Here is a 19,153-nt window from a genome sequence, read left to right as displayed (position 1 = left end):
GCCGGGCGCCGGGGGCTCGACGGAAAGATGAGCGATTTCCCACGATTACCGCGTCGTGACCGCGCCCAACTTAACGACTCCGCAAGGCCGGCCGGGGCAAGTTGTCCTTCCAAGTCCCAGCGAAGCGCCGCATGGAAACGCTTTACCGTCTGATCGATCTGAGCGACCCGATCGCCCCCGGCACGTCCTGCGCCGAGGCCGCCGCGATGTTCGACGCCGATCCGGCCAAGCCGGCGCTGGCGATCGTCGACGCCGACCGCGCGCCGATCGGCCTGGTTTATCGCGACGTGCTGCAGGGCATGATGCGGGTCGCCGAGGACACCCTCGCCGGCAAACCGATCTCCGAGGTCATGGACACCGCGCCGCGCATCGTCGCGGCCCAGACCGACGCCAGCAGCTTCGTCAACGCCCTGGCCGACAGTCCCACGCCCGTCTTCCGCACCGCCTATATCGCCGTGGACGCCGCTGGCCGCTATATGGGCGTCGGCGGCCTGGGTTCGCTGCTGGCCTCTCACCGTCGCCGCCAACGCGACGCCCGCGACGCCATGGGCATGGCCGAGCGCATGGCCGTCGACATCGGCGCACACCTGGACGGCGTGCTGGCCATCACCGAACGCCTCGAGCAGCAGCGCCTGACGCCGGACGCCTCGGCGTTCGTGCGCGCCATCGGCGACATGGGCGCGACGGTGAACCGCGCCATCGACCTGCACCGCTCGTCCCGCGGCCAGCTGACCTTCGCCCCCGCCCCCACCCGCCTGCGCGACCTGGCCGACGCGGTCGAGGCCCGCTGGGCGGAACGCGCCCATGAGGGCGGCTCCACCCTGTTGGTCTCCTACAACGGCGATCCGGAATGCGGGGTCGAGGTCGACGGCGAGCGCCTGCTGCAGGTGTTCGACATCCTGATCGAGAACGCCCTGGCCGCCGGCCGCGGCATGATCGAGACCCGCCTGACCGCCCGCGCCGAAGGCGACCACATCCGCCTCGAAGGCCTGGTGCGCGACAACACCGAGGGCCACGCCGACGAGCGCCTGGCCCGGATCAACGACCCTCTGGGCCCGTCCAGCCTGCAAGACCGTAACGAGATGGCCCTGGGCGTCGGCATGGCCCTGGCTCACCGCGTCCTGCGCGCCATGGGCGGTCCCTTGCACGCCGAGGCCAATCGCGGCGCCGGCCTGACCGTCGGCTTCGGCCTGACGCTCGCGGCGGCTGCGGCCGAGGCCGAGATCCACGAGGAGCAGGCCGTCGCCTCCCGCGCCGCCCACATCCTGATCGTCGACGACAACGCCACCAACCGCATGGTCGCCGAGGCGCTGTGCGATATGTTCGAGTGCACCTCCGAGCAGGCCGTCGATGGTGTCGAGGCCGTCGAGATGGCCAAGGGCGGCCGCTACGATCTGATCCTGATGGACATCAAGATGCCGCGCATGGACGGCATCGCCGCGACCCGCGCCATCCGCGAGATGGGCGGCCGCGCCGGCGGCGTGCCGATCGTGGCCCTGACCGCCAACGCCGACCCGGCCGACGTCCAGACCTACATCGCCGCCGGGATGCAGGACGTCGTCGAAAAGCCGATCAAGCCCGAGCGTCTGGCCACCGTGCTGAGCGCCCTGCTGGGCGAGGACGAAGACGGCGAGGAAGAGGCCGCCTAAAAGGCCGCGCCCCGCGCGTTCCGCTACAATCCGACGCCCGTTTCCGACGCTACTCTGGATAGCGCGCGCTTGTCGCCGAGGCGTATCCCGGCCTAGCTTCGCCCTCAGCGTGAGTGCGGAGCGTCTCGAGTGCTGAATACGGCGGAACAACAGGCCTGGGCGTTTCTCAGCCAGGCGCCGCACCTGGGCTCGGCCCATGAGGTGGAAACCCATTTCGCCCGAGCGATCGGGGCCTTCGGCTACGACAAGTTCTGCGCCACCCTGGTCAATGCCGAGCACTACGGCAAGGAGCCGCCGACGCTGAGCCGCCGCGACTTCGAGGCCTGGGACCAGCGCTATTGGAGCGAGCGCTACGTCGTCCACGATCCGTGCGTGAAACTCCTCCTGAAGTCTCCGCGGTCGTTCGCCTGGACGGACGCCAAGCCGCTGGGCGACGGCCGCGCCCAGTCCATGTGGGGCGAGGCTTCCGAGCTGGGCATGAACGACGGCTATGTCGTGCGCGTCTTCGGCCCGGCCGGCCAGGAAGTGCTGATCCGCATGTCGACCGAGGCCCCCGCCACCGACCCGACCGCGCGCGCGGTCATCGACAGCCTGGCCACGGTGTTCGGCACGATCATGCTCAAGCACTGGGAAATGCAGGACGGCAGCCCGGATTACGGGATCATCTCCGAACGCCAGGCCCAGTGCCTGTACTGGGCCAGCCGCGGCAAGACGGACTGGGAGATCGGCGCGATCCTGGAGCTGTCGCCGCGCACGGTCCATCACCACATCGAGGCCGCCAAGAAGCGGCTGGGCGTGGTCAAGCGCCAGGAAGCCGTGCTCAAGGCCGGCGAGTTGGGGCTGCTCTCCAAACTCTAACCCAGACCCTCGCGGCCCTGGCAAGCACCCTCCGCGCGTAGGGCTTAGGCCGTTTGGCCTATCGCGCGTTCGCCGGATCATGTCCCCTAATGCAGGCCGTCCACGCCAGTAAGGGGGCCGGCCATGATCCACATCGTCACTTCCGAGAACCGCCATCTCTATGGCCCTCAGCTCTGGGCCATGCACGAGGAACGCCGGCGCCAGTGCGTCGAGAAGAACGGCTGGGTCGATCTGGTCGTTCTGGATGGCGGCGAGGTCGACGACTATGACGACCACCGCGCCGTCTATCTGCTGGGCTTCAACGACGCCCTGGAGCTGGAAGTCGGCCTGCGGCTGCGGCCCACCGACGACCGCTGCATGCTGGCCGACAAGTTCGCTCACCTGATCGCGCCCGGCGAAACGCCCAAGAAGGGACCCGACGTCTGGGAGGCCTCGCGCCTGTTCACCACCGAGGCCTATCGCCGGCGCAAGGGTCCCGGTCGTGGCGAGCGCGTGTTCGAGTGCTGGGCCGCCGCCTTCGAGCTGGCTCTTCGCCACGGCGTGACCCGCTTCGTGGGCATGATCGACATGCGGCTCTATCCCGGCATCCTCAACTCGCCGATCGACACTCGCCTGGTCGGCATTCCGCGCCCCTACGCGTACGGCGTGGTGGCGGGCTCCGAGATCGCCGTCTCGCGGGATCTGCTGGATCGCGTGCTGGAGGCGATCGGCCGCGAGTCGCCGATCGGCTACGAAATCGACGCCCTTGACCTGATGGCGTTCGGCGATCTGGCCTCGGTGCAACGCCAGGTGACCCGGGCCATGACGCCCCAGCTGACCGCCGGCGCCCCGCGCGACGAGACCCTGGCCGCCGAGACCCTGTTCCGCCTGCATGACAATACCGGCCAGGCGCGACGCATCTGGGACCACCGCTCCGGCGCCTCTCCCCTCAACGCCTAGGGGTTCGCGGCGTACGACCCACTCGCGCAGGACGGCAGCGGATCACCCTTCGGTTGGCGGCGAATCGTCGTCCGGACGGCTAACTTCCGCGGATCGGGGAGGCCAGCTAAACCGTCGCGACGTAACGCCGCGCTATGAACGCCCCAGCTTCCGCCGACGTCACGGTCGTGTCATTTTCCCCGAACAACCGTTGGAGGCGGAAAAACAGATGAGCGAAGAAACCGAAGGCCGACGCCCAACCCTGTCGACCTGCACGTGGGCGGCCGCGTCCGCATGCGTCGCAAGCTGCTGGGCGTGAGCCAGGAGCAGTTGGCCGACAGCCTGGGCCTGACCTTCCAACAGGTGCAGAAGTACGAGCGCGGCGCCAATCGCGTCAGCGCCAGCAAGCTTTATGAGATCGCCAAGACCCTGCAGGTCCCCGTGTCGTTCTTCTTCGACGGCCTGGCCGATCCCATGAGCGGCGCGGAAGTCGACGACGCCGCTCAGCACGCCGAAAAGGTGGTTCAGGAGTTCCTGACCACGCCGGAAGGCCTGGAACTGGCCGAGGTGTTCCCGCGCATCGGTCGCGGCCGCGTCCGTCGTCAGGTCCTCGACCTGGTGCGCGCCATGGCTGACGAGGCGGCCCGCGAAACCGCCTGACGCCAAGCCCCGCCAGCCCTGAGCGCTGATGCGGACAAGAAGACCTCGGCGGGCGGGCCGAGGTCTTTTTCGTTTTCAGGACGTCAGCCCGTGGAGGCGTCTGATCGCGAGGCGAGCCAGATCCGTTTGGCGGCGCCGGCGACGGAAGGGGTGAGACCGCGCAGGTCGTAGGTGCGGACGATCCGCATGCCCACCTCGCGGTCGCGCTGCCAGGCCACGGTCACGTCGTGGGCCAGGCCCGCGACGAGATCAACCAGTTGCGCCTTTCCCGGCGGTGCGGCGCCCGACAGCATCTGGATCCGCGCGCCGCCGCTCGACAGATCGCGGATCACGCAATCCCACGCGAAGGCGCCGCACAGGATCTTGCCGGACCTCTGAGTTTGAATACGGACGGCTGTCCGTCGATCTTGATCGCCTTCTGACGCGTACTTCGCCATGCGGGGATAAACGCACGCCGCGGTTAATCGGCCGTCTAAATTTAGGATTTTAGTCGTAAAGGTTAACGCGCCCAAAACTCGAAGCGGGTTTTGACTGTCGGCGGTGACAGCCTTGTCATAACGTCGGTCTTCAGGGATATCTTCCTCTTGCCGGTCCATGTTACCGGTACAACAGTATTCATTCGAAGCCGGACGGAAGATCCGGCCATGCGAGGAAGCGACATGGCTAAGGGATCGGTCTTGCTGGCCGACGTGAACGGGCGCGACCTGGCGTTGGCGGTCGTGCGTCCTGGCGATCCGCCGCGCGCGCACCAGGAGCTGGCGTGCGGCTCCCTGCGCGAGTTGGAGCGGCACCTGGTCAACGCCTTCTCCAAGAACGGCCATGGCGAATTGGTCGGGGCGGCGATCTGCGGCGCGGGTCCGGAGATCGATGGCGCGATCGCCCTGACGGCTGGCGACTTCACGGTGACCCAGTCGTGGTTGAGAGCGGTGCTCAAGACCCCGCGCGTGGCCCTGCTCAACGATTTCGCCGCCTGCGCGCTGGGCGCGCCGCGCCTGGCGAACACCGCCATGACCCTGATCCACGACGGCAAGCCGGCCAAGAACGCGCCGATCGCGGTGATCGGCCCCAATCTGGGCCTCGGCGTCGCGGGCCTTTCGCCACATCGCAACGACGGCTGGGTCCCGGTGGTCAGCGAAGGCGGCCATATCGACTTCACGCCCGGCGAGGCGCGCGAGATCCCGGTCTTCTCGGCCCTGCAGATCAAGTACGGCCGGGTCTCGGCCGAACATTTCCTGTCGCAGCAGGGACTGGCCGACATCCATATGGCGCTGGGCGGCGATACCGAGAGCGAGGACGTGATCCTGGCCCGCGCCCGTGACGGCGACCCGCGGGCCCGCGAGGCGGTGTCGATCTTCAGCGCCCTGCTCGGCGCCTTCTCCGGCGACGCGGCCCTGATGTTCGCCGCCCGCGGCGGTGTCTATATCAACAGCCCCCTGATGGAGCGCATCGGCGACCTGCTGGACCGCGCGGCGTTCGGCAGACGGTTCTCCGACAAGGGCCGCATGGGCGCGTATGTGCGTAGCATTCCGGTGTACCTGACCATCGGCCGCTGCACCCTGCTCGGCTTGTCGGGCCTCTTCAGCGCCAGCGACATGAAGTACGCGGCCGACGAGGTGAAGTTCCTGGACTGCTGAGATCACCCTCCGCGCTAGGCGGAGATGGCGCCCTCGGTCGGCTTCGCGGATGGTTCCCCCAGCGGGGGAGCCGCGGTCGCCAGCGCCGCTTCCAGATCCTCCAGAATATCCGCCACGTCCTCCAGCCCGACCGACAGCCGCACCAACCCCTCGCCGATGCCCGCCGCCGCCCGCTCCTCGGGCGAATAGGGCGAGTGGGTCATGCTGGCCGGATGCTGGATCAGGGTCTCGGCGTCGCCCAGCGACACGGCCCGACGGATCATCGACAGACGGTTCATCATCGCCACGCCCGCCGCGTGGCCGCCCTTCAGCTCGAAGGCGACCATGCCGCCGCCCGCGCTCATCTGGCGTTCGGCCAGGGCGCGCTGCGGAAAGCTTCGCAGGCCCGGATAGAACACCCGCGCGACGGCCGGGTGCGCCTCCAGCCGGCGGGCGACGGCCTCCCCGCTCTGACTGTGGCGAGCCATGCGAAGCGCCAAGGTCTTCAGGCCCCGCATGACCAGGAAGGCCGTGAATGGCGACATCACCGCGCCGGTCATGTCCTTCACCCCGACGAGGCGCACGCGACCCATGTCCTCGACGCCGCCGACCGCGACGCCGCCGATGAGGTCGCCGTGACCGCCCAGATACTTGGTCGCGGAGTGGACGACGATGTCCGCGCCCAGGCTCAGCGGCCGGGTGAGGACCGGCGTGGCGTACGTGTTGTCGACCACCACCTTGGCGCCGGCGTCGCGGGCGATCTGGCTGATCGCGGCGATGTCCACCAGGCGCATGTTCGGATTGGCCGGGGTCTCGAAATAGACGATCCGGGTCCTGGCGGAGATCGCCTCGGCCAGAGCTTCGGGCCGGGTCATGTCGACCGTCCGCACCGTCACGCCGAACCGGGTCAGGCCGTCGCGCAGGAAGGCGAAGGTGCAGCCATAGAGCGTCTGGTCGGTGATGACCTCGTCGCCGGCCCGCAGGAAGCTCCACAGCGTAGCGGTGATCGCCCCCATGCCCGAGGCCGTGGCGACGGCCGCCTCGCCGCCCTCCAGGCTGGCCAGGCGCCGCTCCAGCAGGTCGGTCGTCGGGTTGGAGATCCGCGAGTAGAAATGCCCTTCCCGCGTCCCGGCGAACATCTCGCCGCCGGCCTCGGCGCTTTCGAAGGCGAAGGTCGAGGTCAGGTGAACCGGCGGCGTCAGAGCCCCGTGCTCATCGGCGGGATCATAGCCCGCATGGATCGCCCGCGTGGAGAAACCGGCCTGGTCGTTACGCATGTCTCGCTCCCTGTCACCGAGAGAGTGGTGCGAAGCGGGGGAAGATGGATTGCGAATTCTGCTACGATGAGCTCCTGTTTTGGCAGATTCTGCTCAAGGGACGTCAATGGACACCAAGGACCGCCAGATCATCCGCGAGCTGCAGAAGGACGGGCGGCTGACCAATCAGGAGCTGGCCGAGCGGGTGAACCTGTCGCCCTCGCCCTGCCTGCGCCGGGTGCGCAATCTGGAGGCCGAGGGAGTCATCACCGGCTATACCGCCCTGGTCGACCAGAAGGCCTACGGCCTGCCGATCACGGTCTTCGTCCGCGTGCGCCTGAACAGTCCCAGCCAGGATCTGATCACCGGCTTCGAGGCGCAGGTGCAGCGCATCGACCAGATCCTGGACTGCTTCCTCCTGGCGGGCAGCGACGATTATCTGCTGCGGGTGATCGTCGACAGCCTGGAGGCCTATGAAGCCTTCATGCGCCGCAAGCTGCACGCCATCCCCGGCATCGCCTCGATCGACACCAGCTTCGCCTATGGCGTGGTCAAACAGACGCGGGTGTTTCCGGTGGCCAGCTGAGGCCTTCACCCCGGCAGGTGCGGCAATTCGTCCAACAACCTGTCACGGGAAATTCAGCGCCGGTGGCGACCGAGACCGCTACCATAAGGCGCGATGAGCAAAGAAGCGCCGCCCCAGTCCAGGCCTCAAATGGCCGGGTCGCCCAGCGTCACCACGGCGCTGAAGCACGCGCCTTTGGGCATCGCGATCTTCGACAACCAGATGCGCTACCTGGCCGCCTCGCGGCAGTACCTGACCGACCAGCGCCTGCCGCCCGACATGCCGCTGATCGGCCGCCAGCATTACGACGTCTTCCCAGAGATCCCGCAAAAGTGGCGCGACCTGCACGCCCGCGTCCTCGCCGAAGGCGTCGAACTGCGCCACGAAGGCGATCCCTATGTCGACCGCGACGGCCGCACCGAATGGATCCGCTGGTCGATGGCGCCCTGGCGCACGGATCCCACCGACGACGGGGCCGGCGAAATCGGGGGGCTGGTCCTCTATACCGAGGTGGTCACCGCCAATATCGAGGCCCGCCTGAAGCTGGAGGCCGCCGAGGCTCGCTACCGCGCCGTCTTCGATCAGGCCGCCATGGGCGTGGCGCGGCTGACACCCACCGGCGAGATCCTGGAAGCCAATGACAGTTTCTGCGCCCTGCTGCGGCGCGATCGTGAGGTCCTGCTGGGTGTGTCGCTGCAGAGCCTCGTGCATCCGGGCGTGCTGGATGAAACGCTCCTGTCGAGCGCGGCCCTGCTGTCGGGCGAGATCGAGACCTGCGCGGCCGAACGGCGGTTTCTGGTGGGCGATAGCGACCTCTGGATCCACCTGACCGCCTCGATGGTGCGCGTCGACGGCCAACCCGCCTACATCCTGGCGATCATCTCCGACATCAGCGTCCGCAAGGAGGCCGAGGACGCCCAGGCGCGCCACCAGAGCCAGCTTCGCCTGCTGATCAACGAACTGAACCATCGGGTGAAGAACACCCTGGCCACCGTCCAGTCGATGGCCGCCCAGACCCTGCGCAACGAGCCCGATCCGGTCGTGGCCTTCGAGAAGTTCGAGGCGCGCCTGCTGGGTCTGTCGGGCGTGCACGACATCCTGACCCGCGAGAGCTGGCACGGCGCGGAGCTGCGCGAAGTGGTCGAGCGCGCCCTGCGCCCCTTCGACCAGACCGGCGCGCGCTTCGCGATCGACGGCCCCGCCGTGCGCCTGCAGCCGGGCGGCGCGCTGACCATGGCGCTGATCCTTCATGAAATGGCCACCAACGCCCTGAAATACGGGTCGCTGTCCAATGCCGCCGGCCGCGTGAGTCTGTCTTGGACCTACGCTCCCGACGACCGTGCGCTGGAGGTCGTCTGGACCGAGACCGGCGGCCCTCCGGTGGCGGCGCCCACGCGAAAGGGCTTCGGCTCGCGCCTGATCGAACGCAGCCTGGGCGGCGAACTGAAGGGCGCGGCCACCATGGACTATCGCCCCGAAGGCCTGAGCTGCACCCTGCGCGCCCGCCTGCCGGAGACCCCGGCGAACGAGACCTCGAAACTTTAGGTCAAGCTTATGGCGGGTCGTCGCCGGCCGCGGCGTCCTAGGTTTCAAGAGGCCCCCGGCGCGCCCAACCGCCAGTCTCCTCGCCGGCCGGGAAGTCGCGATCCCGGCCGGCGTCCCACCGTCTTCCCCTCGCTCAAGCCTTCGGTCGCCGCTAGGTTGGGGCCATGACGCCCGCTCGACTCACCCGCCGCTCCGCCTTCGCAGTCCTCGCCGCCGCCGGCCTCGCGCCTGGCCTGACCGCCGCCGCGCCCAAGAGGGGTGCGCCCAAGGGAGACTGGAAGGCGCTGGCCGCCGACGTCCGCAAGGAATTCCAATGGGCCTGGCAGGGCTATGTCGCCAAGGCCTGGGGCAAGGACGAGATCAATCCCGTCAGCGGCACGTCGCAGTCGTTCTTCGTCGAGGGTCATGATCTGGGCCTCTCCCTGGTCGAGGCGCTGGACACTCTGTGGATCATGGGCCTGGACGCCGAATTCCAGGCCGGCGTCGACTGGGTGAAGTCGTCGCTGGACTTCGACGTCAATGGCGAGGCCCAGGTCTTCGAGACCAATATCCGCCTGGTCGGCGGCCTGATCTCGGCCCACCTGGCCTGCGGCGACCCCGTGCTGCTGGCCAAGGCCAAGGACCTGGCCGACCGTCTGCTGAAGGCGTTCGACGCCTCGCCCCACGGCCTGCCCTGGCGCTATGTGAACCTGAGGACCGGCGCGGTCCGCGATCCCGAAACCAACCTGGCCGAGATCGGCACCTACATCACCGAGTTCGGCGTGCTGAGCCAGCTGACCGGCGACAAGCGCTATTTCGACGTCGCCAAGAAGGCCATGAAGCACGCGCTCGACAAGCGCTCGAAGATCGGCCTGATGGCCGCCAACATCGATGCGCGTACGGGCGAGTGGATCAGCCGCACGGCCAGCATCGATATCTACGCCGACAGCTTCTACGAATATCTGTGGGACGCCTGGGAGCTGTTCGGCGACGAGGACTGCAAGCGCTGGGCGCAGGAGGTCACGGCCGCCCAGCTGGCCCACCAGGCCAAGCGCTATGACGGCCGCCTGTGGTTCCCGATGGTCGACTACGAGACCGGCGCGGTGCTGAACACCTCCCAGAGCGAGCTGGCCGCCTACTATGCCGGCCTGCTGGCCCAGGTCGGCTTCAAGAAGGAGGGCGACGACTACCTGGCCTCGTTCACCGAGATGCAGTCGACGTACGGCGTCATTCCGGAATCGATCGACATCGCCACCCGCCAGGCGCGCCGCAAGGCCACCGGCCTGCGCCCCGAATATGCCGACGCCTGCCTGAACCTGTGGCTGCTGGACCGCGACGACCGCTATCGCCAGCTGACGGCGATCCACTATCGCGAGATGAAAGCGACCAGCCGCGCCGCCTATGGCTACACCGCTCTGAAGGACATCACGACCAAGCCGATGACCCAGGGCGACAACTGCCCCGGGATACTGGTGGTCCGAGCAGATGAAGTACTATTACCTGATCTTCTCGGACACGCCGCGCATCGACTACGCCAAGCTGCAGCTCAGCACCGAGGCCAACGTCCTGCGGGGTTTCCGAAAGATCTAGGGCCGGCCCGCGCGGGACAACTTGGCGCATCGGAAAGCCTGAGGCGCGGCCTCTCCGGTGACGTCATCCCAATAAGTTCCGAACCGCCGCACGCCTGTCGCGTGAATCGGCGATCTAGCGGTAAGGGCTGGGGAACTTGGACCATGCGACTTGGCGCGCTTTCGATCGCTCTCGCCATCGGAACCATGGCCGGTTCGGCGCATGCCGCCGACCCGCGCGAGCGCCTCTATGACCCGACCGACGGCGTCATGGTCGTGGCCCACCGCGCCTGCCACGCGCCCGCCCCGTCGCGCGGCCTGACCAGCGCCGTCCCGGAGAACTCCCTCGCCGCCCTGGAGCGCTGCATCGCCCTGGGCGTCGACGTGGTCGAGGTCGACGTGCGCCGCACCCAGGACGGCGCCCTGGTGCTCATGCATGACGCCAAGGTCGACCGGACCACCACGGGCAAGGGAAGGGTGGCGGACCTGACCTTGGGCGAGCTGCAGGCCCTGCGCCTGAAGGCCGGCGACCAGGCCACCGACTCCGCGCCGCCCACCTTGAGCGCCTTCCTCAAGGCGGCCCGCGGCCGCATCCTGGTCAATCTCGACCTGAAGCAAGGCTCGCCCGCACAGGTCGCCCGCCTGGTGCATGATGTCGACGCCGCCGACTGGGTGCTGTTCAAGGCCCGGGCCGGCCTGGGCGCCCCGCCGATCGCGGACCTGCCGCTCTACAAGAACCTGGCCTTCATGCCGATCATTGGTGGCAAGGGCGCCCCGCGCGCCGGCCAGTTGGCGGCTATCACCACCGCCCAGGCGTCCGGCGCGCGGGCGATCCCGGCCATCGAGCTGGATGGCGTGAAAAAGAATGGCTTCGTGGCTGTGCGCGACGCCGCCCGCGCCGCCGGCGTCCGCCTCTGGACCAACGCCCTGGCCGGCAAGGGCCTGAAGGGACTGCCTGACGCGGCCGGTGATCGGCGCGCCCTGATCGATCCCGCCAAGGCCTGGGGCGGCCTGATCGCGCAGGGCGTCAGCGTCGTCCAGACCGACTATCCGGCGGCTCTGCTCGACTATCTCGACGGGCAGGGCCTGCGCGGCGCCGCAACGATCACCGTCGCAGACGCGCGATGGTCTTTTCCAGGGCAGCGCGCCGCTTCGCCCAGGAGCCGCTGATCGCGGCGGCCTCGGCGTCGAGCGCGCGCCGACGGCGCTCAAGGTCGGCCTCGGCGTCGCGTTGTTCGGCTTCGGCGGCGTCGAGCGCGGCTTCGGCCTCCGCGAGCGCCTTCTTCCGCGCGGTCTCGGCCTGACTGTCGACCTTCGGTTTCGGCCTGGCCTTCGGAAGCCTGTCGACCGCCGACTTCAAACCGCCCTCGGCCCGCCGGATCACCGCGCCCGCCGCGGCCAGGGCCGCCTTGGCGTCGGGCGCATCGGGCGCTTCCTCGGCGACGCCTTCCTTGAACAGATCCCGATCCGTCTCCCAGGCGGCCAGAGCCTTGGCGCGCGAGGTCGCCGCCACCGTGTAGCGATGGAAGCCGTCCGACCACGTAAAGACCTTGAGCGCGCGCGCCATGGGGCGAGAACGGACGACACCGCGACGCCGTTGCAAGTCTAAAATTGTAAGGAAACTCAGTCCGTCCTGGTGGCGGGGGGCGGGATCGAACCGCCGACCTGTGGGTTATGAATCCACCGCTCTAACCATCTGAGCTACCCAGCCATAGCCAGGACGGACGGGGGTCATACTCCCGAGCGCGGTTGGCATCAAGCCTTAGAATTGACGAGCATTCCGTCCAGCGCGGCCTCCAGCCGCCGCGCCAGTTCGTCGGGTCCGTATTCGGTCAGCACCAGCTCGCGCGCCGCCGCGCCCAGCCGTCGGGCCGTATCGCGGTCGCTGATCAGCTCGCCCAGGGCCTCGGCCAGACGGTCGGGGTCGTCGTCCGGCACGAGCCGGCCGGTGACGCCCTCGTCGAGGATCTCGACCGGCCCGTCGATCTCGGTGGCCACCACCGGCAGGCCGACCGCCATGGCCTCCAACAGGGTCAGCGGGAAGCCTTCCTGGTGCGAGGGAAAGGCGAACAGGTCGCCGGTGGCCAGGAAGCCGGCGACGTCGTCGGTCCAACCGACCAGCTTCACGCACGGATCGAGATCCAGCGTGTTGATCAGCGCCTCCAGGTCGGCGCGCTCGGCGCCCTCGCCCGCGATCTCGCAGGTGACGTCGACGTCCCAGGCGCGCAGCTTGCCGACCGCGCGGATCAGGACGTCGAAACCCTTCTTGGCGTGCAGCCGACCGGCGGCGACGATCTTCACCGGCCCGTCCTCGCGGGCGAAGGGCCTGGCTCGGACGTTTGGCGGCCGGACGGCGTTCTGGACGACGTGAATGTGATCCGCGGGCGCGCCGCGCTCCAGGGCCAGATTCGCCAGGTGCTGGCCGACGCACAGATAGTGGGTCCCCGGCGTCACGTCGAAGCTGGGCTTGTGCACGCAGACGGCCTGGATGACGCCGGCCGGGGCGGCCTTGGCGAACACCCGCGCCGGACGCTGGCCGTGGCTGAGGATGATCGCCGGCCTGTTCGCCCGGACCACGGCGCGCGCCGCGCCGAGGGTGATCGGGTCCCAGTCGGTGAAGGCCGGCATCGGGATGAGGGACGGGGTCCGCCCGGCTTGCGCGGCGGCCACCTTGCCGCCCTTGCGCACCACGCCGACGCACCGTCCGCCGCGCTTGGCGGCCCAGGCCTCGAGGATCGGCTGATAGTCGAGAAACACCTGCTCCAGACCGCCCAGACCCTTGCCCAGCATGGCGTGCAGCAGGTTGGTCAAGGCGAACTCCGGGGCGGCGTATAAGGCGGCGGACCATCGGCGGGCGCCGATCCAGTGTCAACGCGAAGCTAGACGGCCGGCTCCCCCAGCAGCCTTGCGGCCACGGTTTCGCCGATCGCCAAAGAACTGGTCAGGCCTGGGCTCTCGATGCCGAACAGGGCCATCAGGCCTTCGAAGCCGTGGTCCTCGACGCCGCGCAGCTGGAAGTCGGGCTGCGGCGCGTCGGGGCCATGCAGCTTGGGCCTCACGCCGGCGTAGTCGGGTTGCAGGGCGCCGTCGGGCAGGCCTGGCCAGAACTTGCGGATATAGGCGGCGAAGGCCTCGGCCTTGGCCGGATCGACCGAATAGTCGGGCGCGGGCACATACTCCAGGTCGGGCCCGAACACCGCCTGACCGCCCAGGTCGTTGCGGTAGTGGGTCCCCAGCGCCCCGTGGATCGGCGGCGGATAGATCAGCCGCTGGAACGGCGCCTTGCCGGTCAGGCGGAAATAGACGCCCTTGCCGTAGTGGGGCTTGGGAATGTGGTCGGCCGGATAACCTTCGATGCGGCCGGCGACCGCCTGCGACGACAGGCCCGGCGCGGTGACCAGCAGGCGGCAGGTCAGGGCGGTCGGATCCGCCCCGCCCGCGCGCACGGCGAAACCGCCGCCCGGCAGCGCTTCGGCCCCTTCGAACGGCGTCGACAGCACCACCGCCCCGCCGGCGGCCTCGATCTCGCCTTGCAGGGCCAGCATGTAGTCGTGGCTGGCGAAGACGCCGCTCTCCGGCGACAGCAGCGCCGCGTGGGCGTTGAGGCCGGGCTCCAGGGCGCGGGCCTGCTCGCCGGTCAGCCGCGCCATGCCCTCGACATCGTTGGCCAGGGCCTGATCCCAGATGGCGTCGAGGCGCGGGATCTCGTCGTCGGACGTCGCCACCACCAGCTTGCCGCAGCGCTTGTAGGCGACGCCGTGGGTGTCGAGGAACGCGTACAGCAGCCGCCGTCCCTGGACGCACAGCCGCGCCTTCAGCGACCCGGTCGGATAGTAGAGCCCGCCGTGGATCACCTCGGAATTGCGTGACGACACGCCCTGGCCGATGTGGCTCTCGGCCTCCAGCACGGCGACGATCAGGCCGCGCCTGGCGAGCGCGTAACCGCAGGCCAGCCCGACCGCGCCCGCGCCGACCACGACGGCGTCGAAATCGAAATCCGCCATGGGAACGCCTACGATCCGGCCTGGGCCTTCAGGTCCGCCAGCATGTCGGACAGCGAACGCTTGCCGCCGATCCAGTCGGCGGGATCCTGCGTCTCGACCACTTCCAACTTGTCCAGCAGAGCCTCGAGCTTTTCCGGTCCGCCGACGATCTCCGCCGCCCGCCGATAGTTCAGCTCGGCCAGCTCGGCCGCGACGCCCTCCTCGAGGGAAGCGAACTCGCCCCGCTCGACCCGCGCCTGCAGATCGGCGGCGTCCTCGGCGCTGAGGGTGACAGTCACGGGTTTGGCGGTCTTGGTCATGGTGGGAAGCCTAGCACGAACCCCGGAGCGCGCCACGCAGGTCCCTGATCATTTCAGCGCCACCGGCCTGCGCGCGCCATGCCGGACACTGAGGATGAGGATGTCCGCTGCTCGTATCCGATACAGGATCACATAGGGCGAAACTGTTACACCGCGCACGGCGGAGCCGTATTGCGGCTTCAGTCCGTAGCCTTCAGGCGCGTTGGCCACACTCTCGCAGCGCTGAAGCAGCTGAGCCACGAAAGCCACTGCGGCCTGGGGCTTATCGCGCTTTATGTCCTCGCCTATCCGGCGGATTTCCTTAGCGGCCAGCGCGCTGAGACGCACTGGCCTCAAGCGCGGTCGTCCTGGGCGGCAAAGCGCTCATATTCGTCTTTCAGCGCATGCAGGAACTCGAAAGCGTCGACCTCACCGACATGCGCTTCGGAATCGGCTTCGATCCGCCCCGCCAGAGCCTGAAACGCCGCCTCGCCCCCAACCAATTCGACGGCGCGAAAGTGCTCAAGCTCCAAGAGCGAGGCCGTGACGGCCTCATCCAGGCTACCGAACTCTCCCGAGGCGACGCGCGCGCTAAGTTCCTCCACCGCGCTGCTGGGAAGGGTCACTGAAACCGAAGCGTCGCGAACCGGCTTGTTCATGGCGGAAAGTCTATCACAGACTTCCCGCCACGATACGGTGGTCAGCTACCGCCCCACTGCGCCCACAGCTTGGCCTCGGCCGCTTTCGCCGTGACCACCGAGGCGTCCTTGACGTGGCCGTAGCCGCGGATCTGTTGCGGGATCTCGGCGATCTTCACCGCCAGCGGCAGGCTCTCCTGGGAGAGGCCGGCGGCCAGGCGGTCGAGGGTCGTCTCGTAGGACGTCATCAGGCCGCGCTCCATCCTGCGCTCCTCGGCGTGGCCGAAGATGTCGAGCGGGCCGCCTCGCAGGCCCTTCATCTTCGCCATCATCGGGAAGGCGGCGTCGAGCATCCAGCCGCCGAAGGCGATCTTCTTGGGCTTGCCGTCCGGCCCCTTGGGGGCCAGCAGCGGCGGCGAGAGCCAGACCTTGGCCTTGCCGCCCTTGAAGGTGCCGGCCAGCTCGGCCTTGAAACGACCGTCCGTGTACAGACGAGCAACCTCGTACTCGTCCTTGTAGGCCATCAGCTTGTAGAGGTTGACCGCCGCCGCGCGGGTCAGGGCCTCACCGCCGATTGCGGCTTCGGCGCTGCGGACCTTGGCCACCTTGTCGGCGTAGCGCTGGGCGTAGGCGGCGTTCTGGTAGGCCGTCAGCTCCTTGATGCGGCGGGCGATCAGGTCGTCCAGCGGCAGGGTTTCGGGCGTGGCGACCTTGTCTTCCTTGACGGCGATCGAGGTCGGGTCGTGGGCGACGCGGCGGCCCAGTTCGAAGGCCTGCAAATTGGCCTCGGCGTCGACGCCATTCAGCTTGATGGCGCGATAGAGGGCGCGGCTGGAAACCGGGATCACCCCGCGCTGCCAGGCAAAGCCGACCATGATCATGTTGGCGTAGATGGCGTCGCCGAACTCGGTCTCGGCCAGGCGCTGGGCCGGGCAGGCGTCGAAGGTGTTGGTCGCGCCCTTGACCCGGCGCGCCATGGCGCCGCTGTCGAACTTGACGTCACGGCTGGTGACGAAGTCAGCCGTGGGGGCAAAGTCGCTGTTGCCGAAGGCGCGGGTGCGGTCCTTGGCGTAGAGCGACAGGCCCTCGGGCGAGGCCGCCACCAGCAGGTCGCAGGCGATCAGCACGTCGGCGCTGGCGGCCGGCACGCGGCCGCCGACAATGGTCTCTTCCGTCTCGCCGATCTTGACGTGGCTGAACACCGAGCCGCCCTTCTGGGCCAGACCCGTCATGTCCACCACGCTGCCGGCGCGGCCGTCGATATGGGCGGCCATGGCCAGGATCGAGGCCACGGTCGTCACGCCCGTGCCGCCCACGCCCGTGAACAGGATCTTGCGCACGCCGGTCAGCGGCTCGAACTCGGGCAGCGGCGTCGACTCGGCGGTCAGGGCCGCCGGCGTCTTCTTGGCCTGGGCGCTCTCGGCGCCCTCCAGCGTGACGAACGAGGGGCAGAAGCCCTCGACGCAGCTGTAGTCCTGGTTACAGGACGACTGGTTGATCTTGCGCTTGCGGCCAAACTCGGTGGCCAGCGGTTCGACGGAGACGCAGTTGGACTTCACCGAGCAATCGCCGCAGCCTTCGCAGACCAGCGGGTTGATGAACACGCGCTTCGTCGCCTTGGGCATGGAGCCGCGCTTGCGACGGCGGCGCTTTTCGGTGGCGCAGGTCTGGTCGTACAGCAGCACCGTGACCCCGGCCGTGTCGCGCAGCATCTCCTGGACGCGCATCAGGTCCGAACGGGGGAAGACCTCGAACGCCCGGGGCCAGGTCGTTGACGCCCTCGTAGCGGTGCAGCTCATCGACGACGATGACGGTCTTGGTCACGCCCTCGGCCGCCAGTTGGCGGGTGATCTGGGCGGGAGTGAAGCCGCTCTCGGCGCGCTGGCCGCCCGTCATGGCGACGGCGTCGTTATAGAGCAGCTTGTAGGTGATGTTGGCCTTGGCTGCGATCGCGCCCCGGATCGCCAGTGAGCCCGAGTGGTTGTAGGTGCCGTCGCCCAGGTTCTGGAAGACGTGCTTCTCGCTGGTGAACGGCGCGGCGCCCACCCAGGTCAGGCCCTCGCCGCCCATGTGGGTGTTGAGGTCGGTCATCGGGTCGTTGAACCCGGCCATGTAGTGGCAGCCGATGCCGGCGAGAGCCCGCGAGCCCTCCGGCAGCTTGGTCGAGCTGTTGTGCGGGCAGCCCGAGCAAAAGAACGGCTTGCGGGCCTGGTCGGCGGCCAGGCTGACGGCGGCGACGCCGGCGGCCGAGACGCGGTTCAGATAGGCGCGCGCCCGCTCCATGTGCGGGCCGTCCGGCAGGCGGTCGTAGATGGCCAGGGCGATTTCGGCCACCGACAACGAGCCGAGCTCCGAGAGCAGCGGCGCGCCGCGCTCGTCGACCTTGCCGATGATGCGCGGCCGAGCTTGCGCGGGAAGGTCATACAGCGCCGCGCGCGCCTGAGGCTCGATCAGGCCGCGCTTGTGCTCGATGACCATCAGGGTCTCGAGGCCGGCGGCGAAGGCGCGCAGGCCCAGCGGCTCCAGCGGCCAAGGCATGCCGACCTTGTAGATCGAGACACCCAGGTCGGCGGCTTCCTGCAGGGTCATGCCCATGGCCGTGAAGGCCTCCAGCACGTCCTTGTAGGCCTGGCCCTGGCAGACGATGCCCAGGCGCGCCTTGCCGACGCGCACGTGCGAGGCGCCCAGCACCACGCGGTCGATGTGGTTGGCGCGGGCGAAGGCCAGGGCGGCGGGCAGCTTGTGCAGCCGCATCCGCCGTTCCTTCTCCATCGGCTGGTCCTTCAGCCGGATGCCGAGACCGCCGGGCGGGAACGGGAAGTCTGGAATGACAGCCTGGTGGCGGCCCAGCGAAACATCGATGGTCACGCCCGAGTCCATGGTGTCGGCCAGGGCGATCATGCCCGTCCACAGACCCGAGAACCGCGACAGGGCGATGCCGAGGACGCCATAGTCCAGCACTTCCTGAACGTCGGCCGGCGACAGCACCGGCATCTCGAAGTCCTGGAAGGCGAATTCCGATTGCGACGGCAGGGTCGAGCTCTTGCAGCCGTGGTCGTCGCCGGCCACCGCCAGCACGCCGCCGGTCGGGAAGGTCCCCGCGAAATTGGCGTGCTTGAAGACGTCGCCGGTGCGGTCGACGCCGGGCGCCTTGCCGTACCACATGCCGAACACGCCATCATAAAGGGCGCCGGGGAAGAGATTGGCCTGCTGGCTGCCCCACACCGCTGTAGCGGCGAGGTCCTCGTTCAGACCTTCCTGGAAGACCACGTCGTGCGCGGTGAGCAGCTTCTTGATCCGCGCGGCCTGCTGGTCGAGGCCGCCCAGCGGCGAACCGCGATAGCCGGAAAGATAGCCCCCCGTGTTCAGCCCCGCGAGGCGATCGAGACGCTTGCGATCCAGCAGGACCCGCAGCAGCGCCTGCACGCCAGTGATGAAGGCTCGACCATCTTCGAGCACATATTTGTCGTCGAGAGTGACTTCAGAGTGCCGCATGGCAAAAATTTTCCTCCGGGGTCTTCTCGCCCGTAACGCAATATCTTATAGAAGCGCGGAAATTGTTTGCCCAAGGCGTGCCCGACTTCAGGGCCCCTTTGCGCAAAATTGGAGCGTCAACGCCCGC

At 68.5% G+C, this 19,153-nt stretch carries 16 protein-coding genes, 1 tRNA gene and 3 pseudogenes; 10 read left to right on the top strand and 10 right to left on the bottom strand.

Annotated elements, in window-relative coordinates; translation table 11 throughout:
• The first annotated feature begins 131 nt into the window (after positions 1-131).
• From ACHMW8_RS12455 to ACHMW8_RS12440, 4 genes and pseudogenes are all read left to right on the top strand, one after another.
• Positions 132-1,649 carry a response regulator gene (locus ACHMW8_RS12455; protein WP_395445712.1) on the top strand — a complete coding sequence of 506 codons (1,518 nt, stop codon included), beginning with the start codon at positions 132-134 and terminating at the stop codon, positions 1,647-1,649.
• Positions 1,650-1,778: 129 nt separating this feature from the next.
• Positions 1,779-2,507: a LuxR family transcriptional regulator gene (locus ACHMW8_RS12450; RefSeq protein WP_125155899.1), complete on the top strand. Its 729-nt coding sequence runs from the start codon at positions 1,779-1,781 to the stop codon at positions 2,505-2,507.
• Positions 2,508-2,630: 123 nt separating this feature from the next.
• Positions 2,631-3,446 carry an acyl-homoserine-lactone synthase gene (locus tag ACHMW8_RS12445; RefSeq protein WP_395445711.1) on the top strand — a complete coding sequence of 272 codons (816 nt, stop codon included), beginning with the start codon at positions 2,631-2,633 and terminating at the stop codon, positions 3,444-3,446.
• Positions 3,447-3,654: 208 nt separating this feature from the next.
• Positions 3,655-4,085: pseudogene (locus tag ACHMW8_RS12440) on the top strand (helix-turn-helix domain-containing protein).
• Positions 4,086-4,168: 83 nt separating this feature from the next.
• Here ACHMW8_RS12440 and ACHMW8_RS12435 read toward each other — a convergent pair.
• Positions 4,169-4,522 carry a PilZ domain-containing protein gene (locus ACHMW8_RS12435; RefSeq protein WP_395445961.1) on the bottom strand — a complete coding sequence of 118 codons (354 nt, stop codon included), beginning with the start codon at positions 4,520-4,522 and terminating at the stop codon, positions 4,169-4,171.
• A 222-nt stretch (positions 4,523-4,744) separates the two neighbouring features.
• Here ACHMW8_RS12435 and ACHMW8_RS12430 point away from each other — a divergent pair, with 222 nt between their 5' ends.
• Entirely contained in the window at positions 4,745-5,719 is a 975-nt protein-coding gene (locus ACHMW8_RS12430; protein ID WP_395445710.1) for a glucokinase, read from the top strand.
• Between the two features lie 14 nt (positions 5,720-5,733).
• On the opposite strand, the gene ACHMW8_RS12425 is transcribed toward ACHMW8_RS12430, so the two are convergent.
• Positions 5,734-6,975, bottom strand: a complete 1,242-nt coding sequence (locus ACHMW8_RS12425; RefSeq protein ID WP_395445709.1) for a methionine gamma-lyase — start codon at positions 6,973-6,975, stop codon at positions 5,734-5,736.
• Positions 6,976-7,081: 106 nt separating this feature from the next.
• Here ACHMW8_RS12425 and ACHMW8_RS12420 point away from each other — a divergent pair, with 106 nt between their 5' ends.
• The 5 genes and pseudogenes from ACHMW8_RS12420 to ACHMW8_RS12400 all read left to right on the top strand — a co-directional run bounded on the left by ACHMW8_RS12420 (position 7,082) and on the right by ACHMW8_RS12400 (position 11,781).
• On the top strand, positions 7,082-7,540 hold the full coding sequence (locus ACHMW8_RS12420) for an Lrp/AsnC family transcriptional regulator (RefSeq protein ID WP_395445708.1): 459 nt from the start codon (positions 7,082-7,084) through the stop codon (positions 7,538-7,540).
• 93 nt (positions 7,541-7,633) lie between these two features.
• Positions 7,634-9,064 (top strand): sensor histidine kinase, encoded by a 1,431-nt coding sequence (locus ACHMW8_RS12415; RefSeq protein WP_395445707.1) that lies wholly within the window; start codon positions 7,634-7,636, stop codon positions 9,062-9,064.
• Positions 9,065-9,228: 164 nt separating this feature from the next.
• Positions 9,229-10,443, top strand: a pseudogene (locus ACHMW8_RS12410) (glycoside hydrolase family 47 protein); the annotation flags it as partial.
• Between the two features lie 85 nt (positions 10,444-10,528).
• Complete coding sequence (locus tag ACHMW8_RS12405) at positions 10,529-10,633, top strand: glycoside hydrolase family 47 protein (RefSeq protein WP_395445960.1); 105 nt, start codon at positions 10,529-10,531, stop codon at positions 10,631-10,633.
• Positions 10,634-10,776: 143 nt separating this feature from the next.
• A complete protein-coding gene (locus ACHMW8_RS12400; RefSeq protein ID WP_395445959.1) occupies positions 10,777-11,781 on the top strand; it encodes a glycerophosphodiester phosphodiesterase family protein in 1,005 nt (334 codons plus the stop codon).
• Here the strand turns inward: ACHMW8_RS12400 and ACHMW8_RS12395 are convergent.
• From ACHMW8_RS12395 to ACHMW8_RS12360, 8 genes and pseudogenes are all read right to left on the bottom strand, one after another.
• On the bottom strand, positions 11,717-12,178 hold the full coding sequence (locus ACHMW8_RS12395) for a hypothetical protein (protein WP_395445706.1): 462 nt from the start codon (positions 12,176-12,178) through the stop codon (positions 11,717-11,719). The genes ACHMW8_RS12400 and ACHMW8_RS12395 overlap by 65 nt on opposite strands.
• Before the next feature lie 67 nt (positions 12,179-12,245).
• Positions 12,246-12,322, bottom strand: a tRNA-Met gene (locus ACHMW8_RS12390).
• A gap of 44 nt (positions 12,323-12,366) precedes the next feature.
• Positions 12,367-13,422: a glycosyltransferase gene (locus ACHMW8_RS12385; RefSeq protein ID WP_395445705.1), complete on the bottom strand. Its 1,056-nt coding sequence runs from the start codon at positions 13,420-13,422 to the stop codon at positions 12,367-12,369.
• A 68-nt stretch (positions 13,423-13,490) separates the two neighbouring features.
• Entirely contained in the window at positions 13,491-14,615 is a 1,125-nt protein-coding gene (locus tag ACHMW8_RS12380) for an NAD(P)/FAD-dependent oxidoreductase (RefSeq protein ID WP_395445704.1), read from the bottom strand.
• An 8-nt stretch (positions 14,616-14,623) separates the two neighbouring features.
• Positions 14,624-14,914 carry a hypothetical protein gene (locus ACHMW8_RS12375; protein ID WP_125155886.1) on the bottom strand — a complete coding sequence of 97 codons (291 nt, stop codon included), beginning with the start codon at positions 14,912-14,914 and terminating at the stop codon, positions 14,624-14,626.
• A 48-nt stretch (positions 14,915-14,962) separates the two neighbouring features.
• Positions 14,963-15,241 (bottom strand): type II toxin-antitoxin system RelE/ParE family toxin, encoded by a 279-nt coding sequence (locus ACHMW8_RS12370; protein ID WP_395445703.1) that lies wholly within the window; start codon positions 15,239-15,241, stop codon positions 14,963-14,965.
• A 5-nt stretch (positions 15,242-15,246) separates the two neighbouring features.
• Complete coding sequence (locus ACHMW8_RS12365; protein ID WP_395445702.1) at positions 15,247-15,552, bottom strand: hypothetical protein; 306 nt, start codon at positions 15,550-15,552, stop codon at positions 15,247-15,249.
• Between the two features lie 41 nt (positions 15,553-15,593).
• Positions 15,594-19,026, bottom strand: a pseudogene (locus tag ACHMW8_RS12360) (indolepyruvate ferredoxin oxidoreductase family protein).
• Between the last annotated feature and the right edge of the window lie 127 nt (positions 19,027-19,153).

The sequence above is a fragment of the Caulobacter sp. UC70_42 genome, from assembly GCF_044056025.1.
Taxonomy (GTDB): domain Bacteria; phylum Pseudomonadota; class Alphaproteobacteria; order Caulobacterales; family Caulobacteraceae; genus Caulobacter.
Note: the sequence above shows the minus strand (reverse complement) of the source record. Positions and strands in the feature narration are given on the sequence as shown.

What these genes read in the sequence shown, in the direction of transcription:
- ACHMW8_RS12395 (WP_395445706.1), bottom strand. Translation starts at nt 12,178, where the DNA reads ATGGCGCGCGCGCTCAAGGTCTTTACGTGGTCGGACGGCTTCCATCGC.
- ACHMW8_RS12415 (WP_395445707.1), top strand. Translation starts at nt 7,634, where the DNA reads ATGAGCAAAGAAGCGCCGCCCCAGTCCAGGCCTCAAATGGCCGGGTCG.
- ACHMW8_RS12405 (WP_395445960.1), top strand. Translation starts at nt 10,529, where the DNA reads ATGAAGTACTATTACCTGATCTTCTCGGACACGCCGCGCATCGACTAC.
- ACHMW8_RS12420 (WP_395445708.1), top strand. Translation starts at nt 7,082, where the DNA reads ATGGACACCAAGGACCGCCAGATCATCCGCGAGCTGCAGAAGGACGGG.
- ACHMW8_RS12380 (WP_395445704.1), bottom strand. Translation starts at nt 14,615, where the DNA reads ATGGCGGATTTCGATTTCGACGCCGTCGTGGTCGGCGCGGGCGCGGTC.
- ACHMW8_RS12445 (WP_395445711.1), top strand. Translation starts at nt 2,631, where the DNA reads ATGATCCACATCGTCACTTCCGAGAACCGCCATCTCTATGGCCCTCAG.
- ACHMW8_RS12430 (WP_395445710.1), top strand. Translation starts at nt 4,745, where the DNA reads ATGGCTAAGGGATCGGTCTTGCTGGCCGACGTGAACGGGCGCGACCTG.
- ACHMW8_RS12425 (WP_395445709.1), bottom strand. Translation starts at nt 6,975, where the DNA reads ATGCGTAACGACCAGGCCGGTTTCTCCACGCGGGCGATCCATGCGGGC.
- ACHMW8_RS12400 (WP_395445959.1), top strand. Translation starts at nt 10,777, where the DNA reads ATGCGACTTGGCGCGCTTTCGATCGCTCTCGCCATCGGAACCATGGCC.
- ACHMW8_RS12375 (WP_125155886.1), bottom strand. Translation starts at nt 14,914, where the DNA reads ATGACCAAGACCGCCAAACCCGTGACTGTCACCCTCAGCGCCGAGGAC.
- ACHMW8_RS12365 (WP_395445702.1), bottom strand. Translation starts at nt 15,552, where the DNA reads ATGAACAAGCCGGTTCGCGACGCTTCGGTTTCAGTGACCCTTCCCAGC.
- ACHMW8_RS12435 (WP_395445961.1), bottom strand. Translation starts at nt 4,522, where the DNA reads ATGGCGAAGTACGCGTCAGAAGGCGATCAAGATCGACGGACAGCCGTC.
- ACHMW8_RS12455 (WP_395445712.1), top strand. Translation starts at nt 132, where the DNA reads ATGGAAACGCTTTACCGTCTGATCGATCTGAGCGACCCGATCGCCCCC.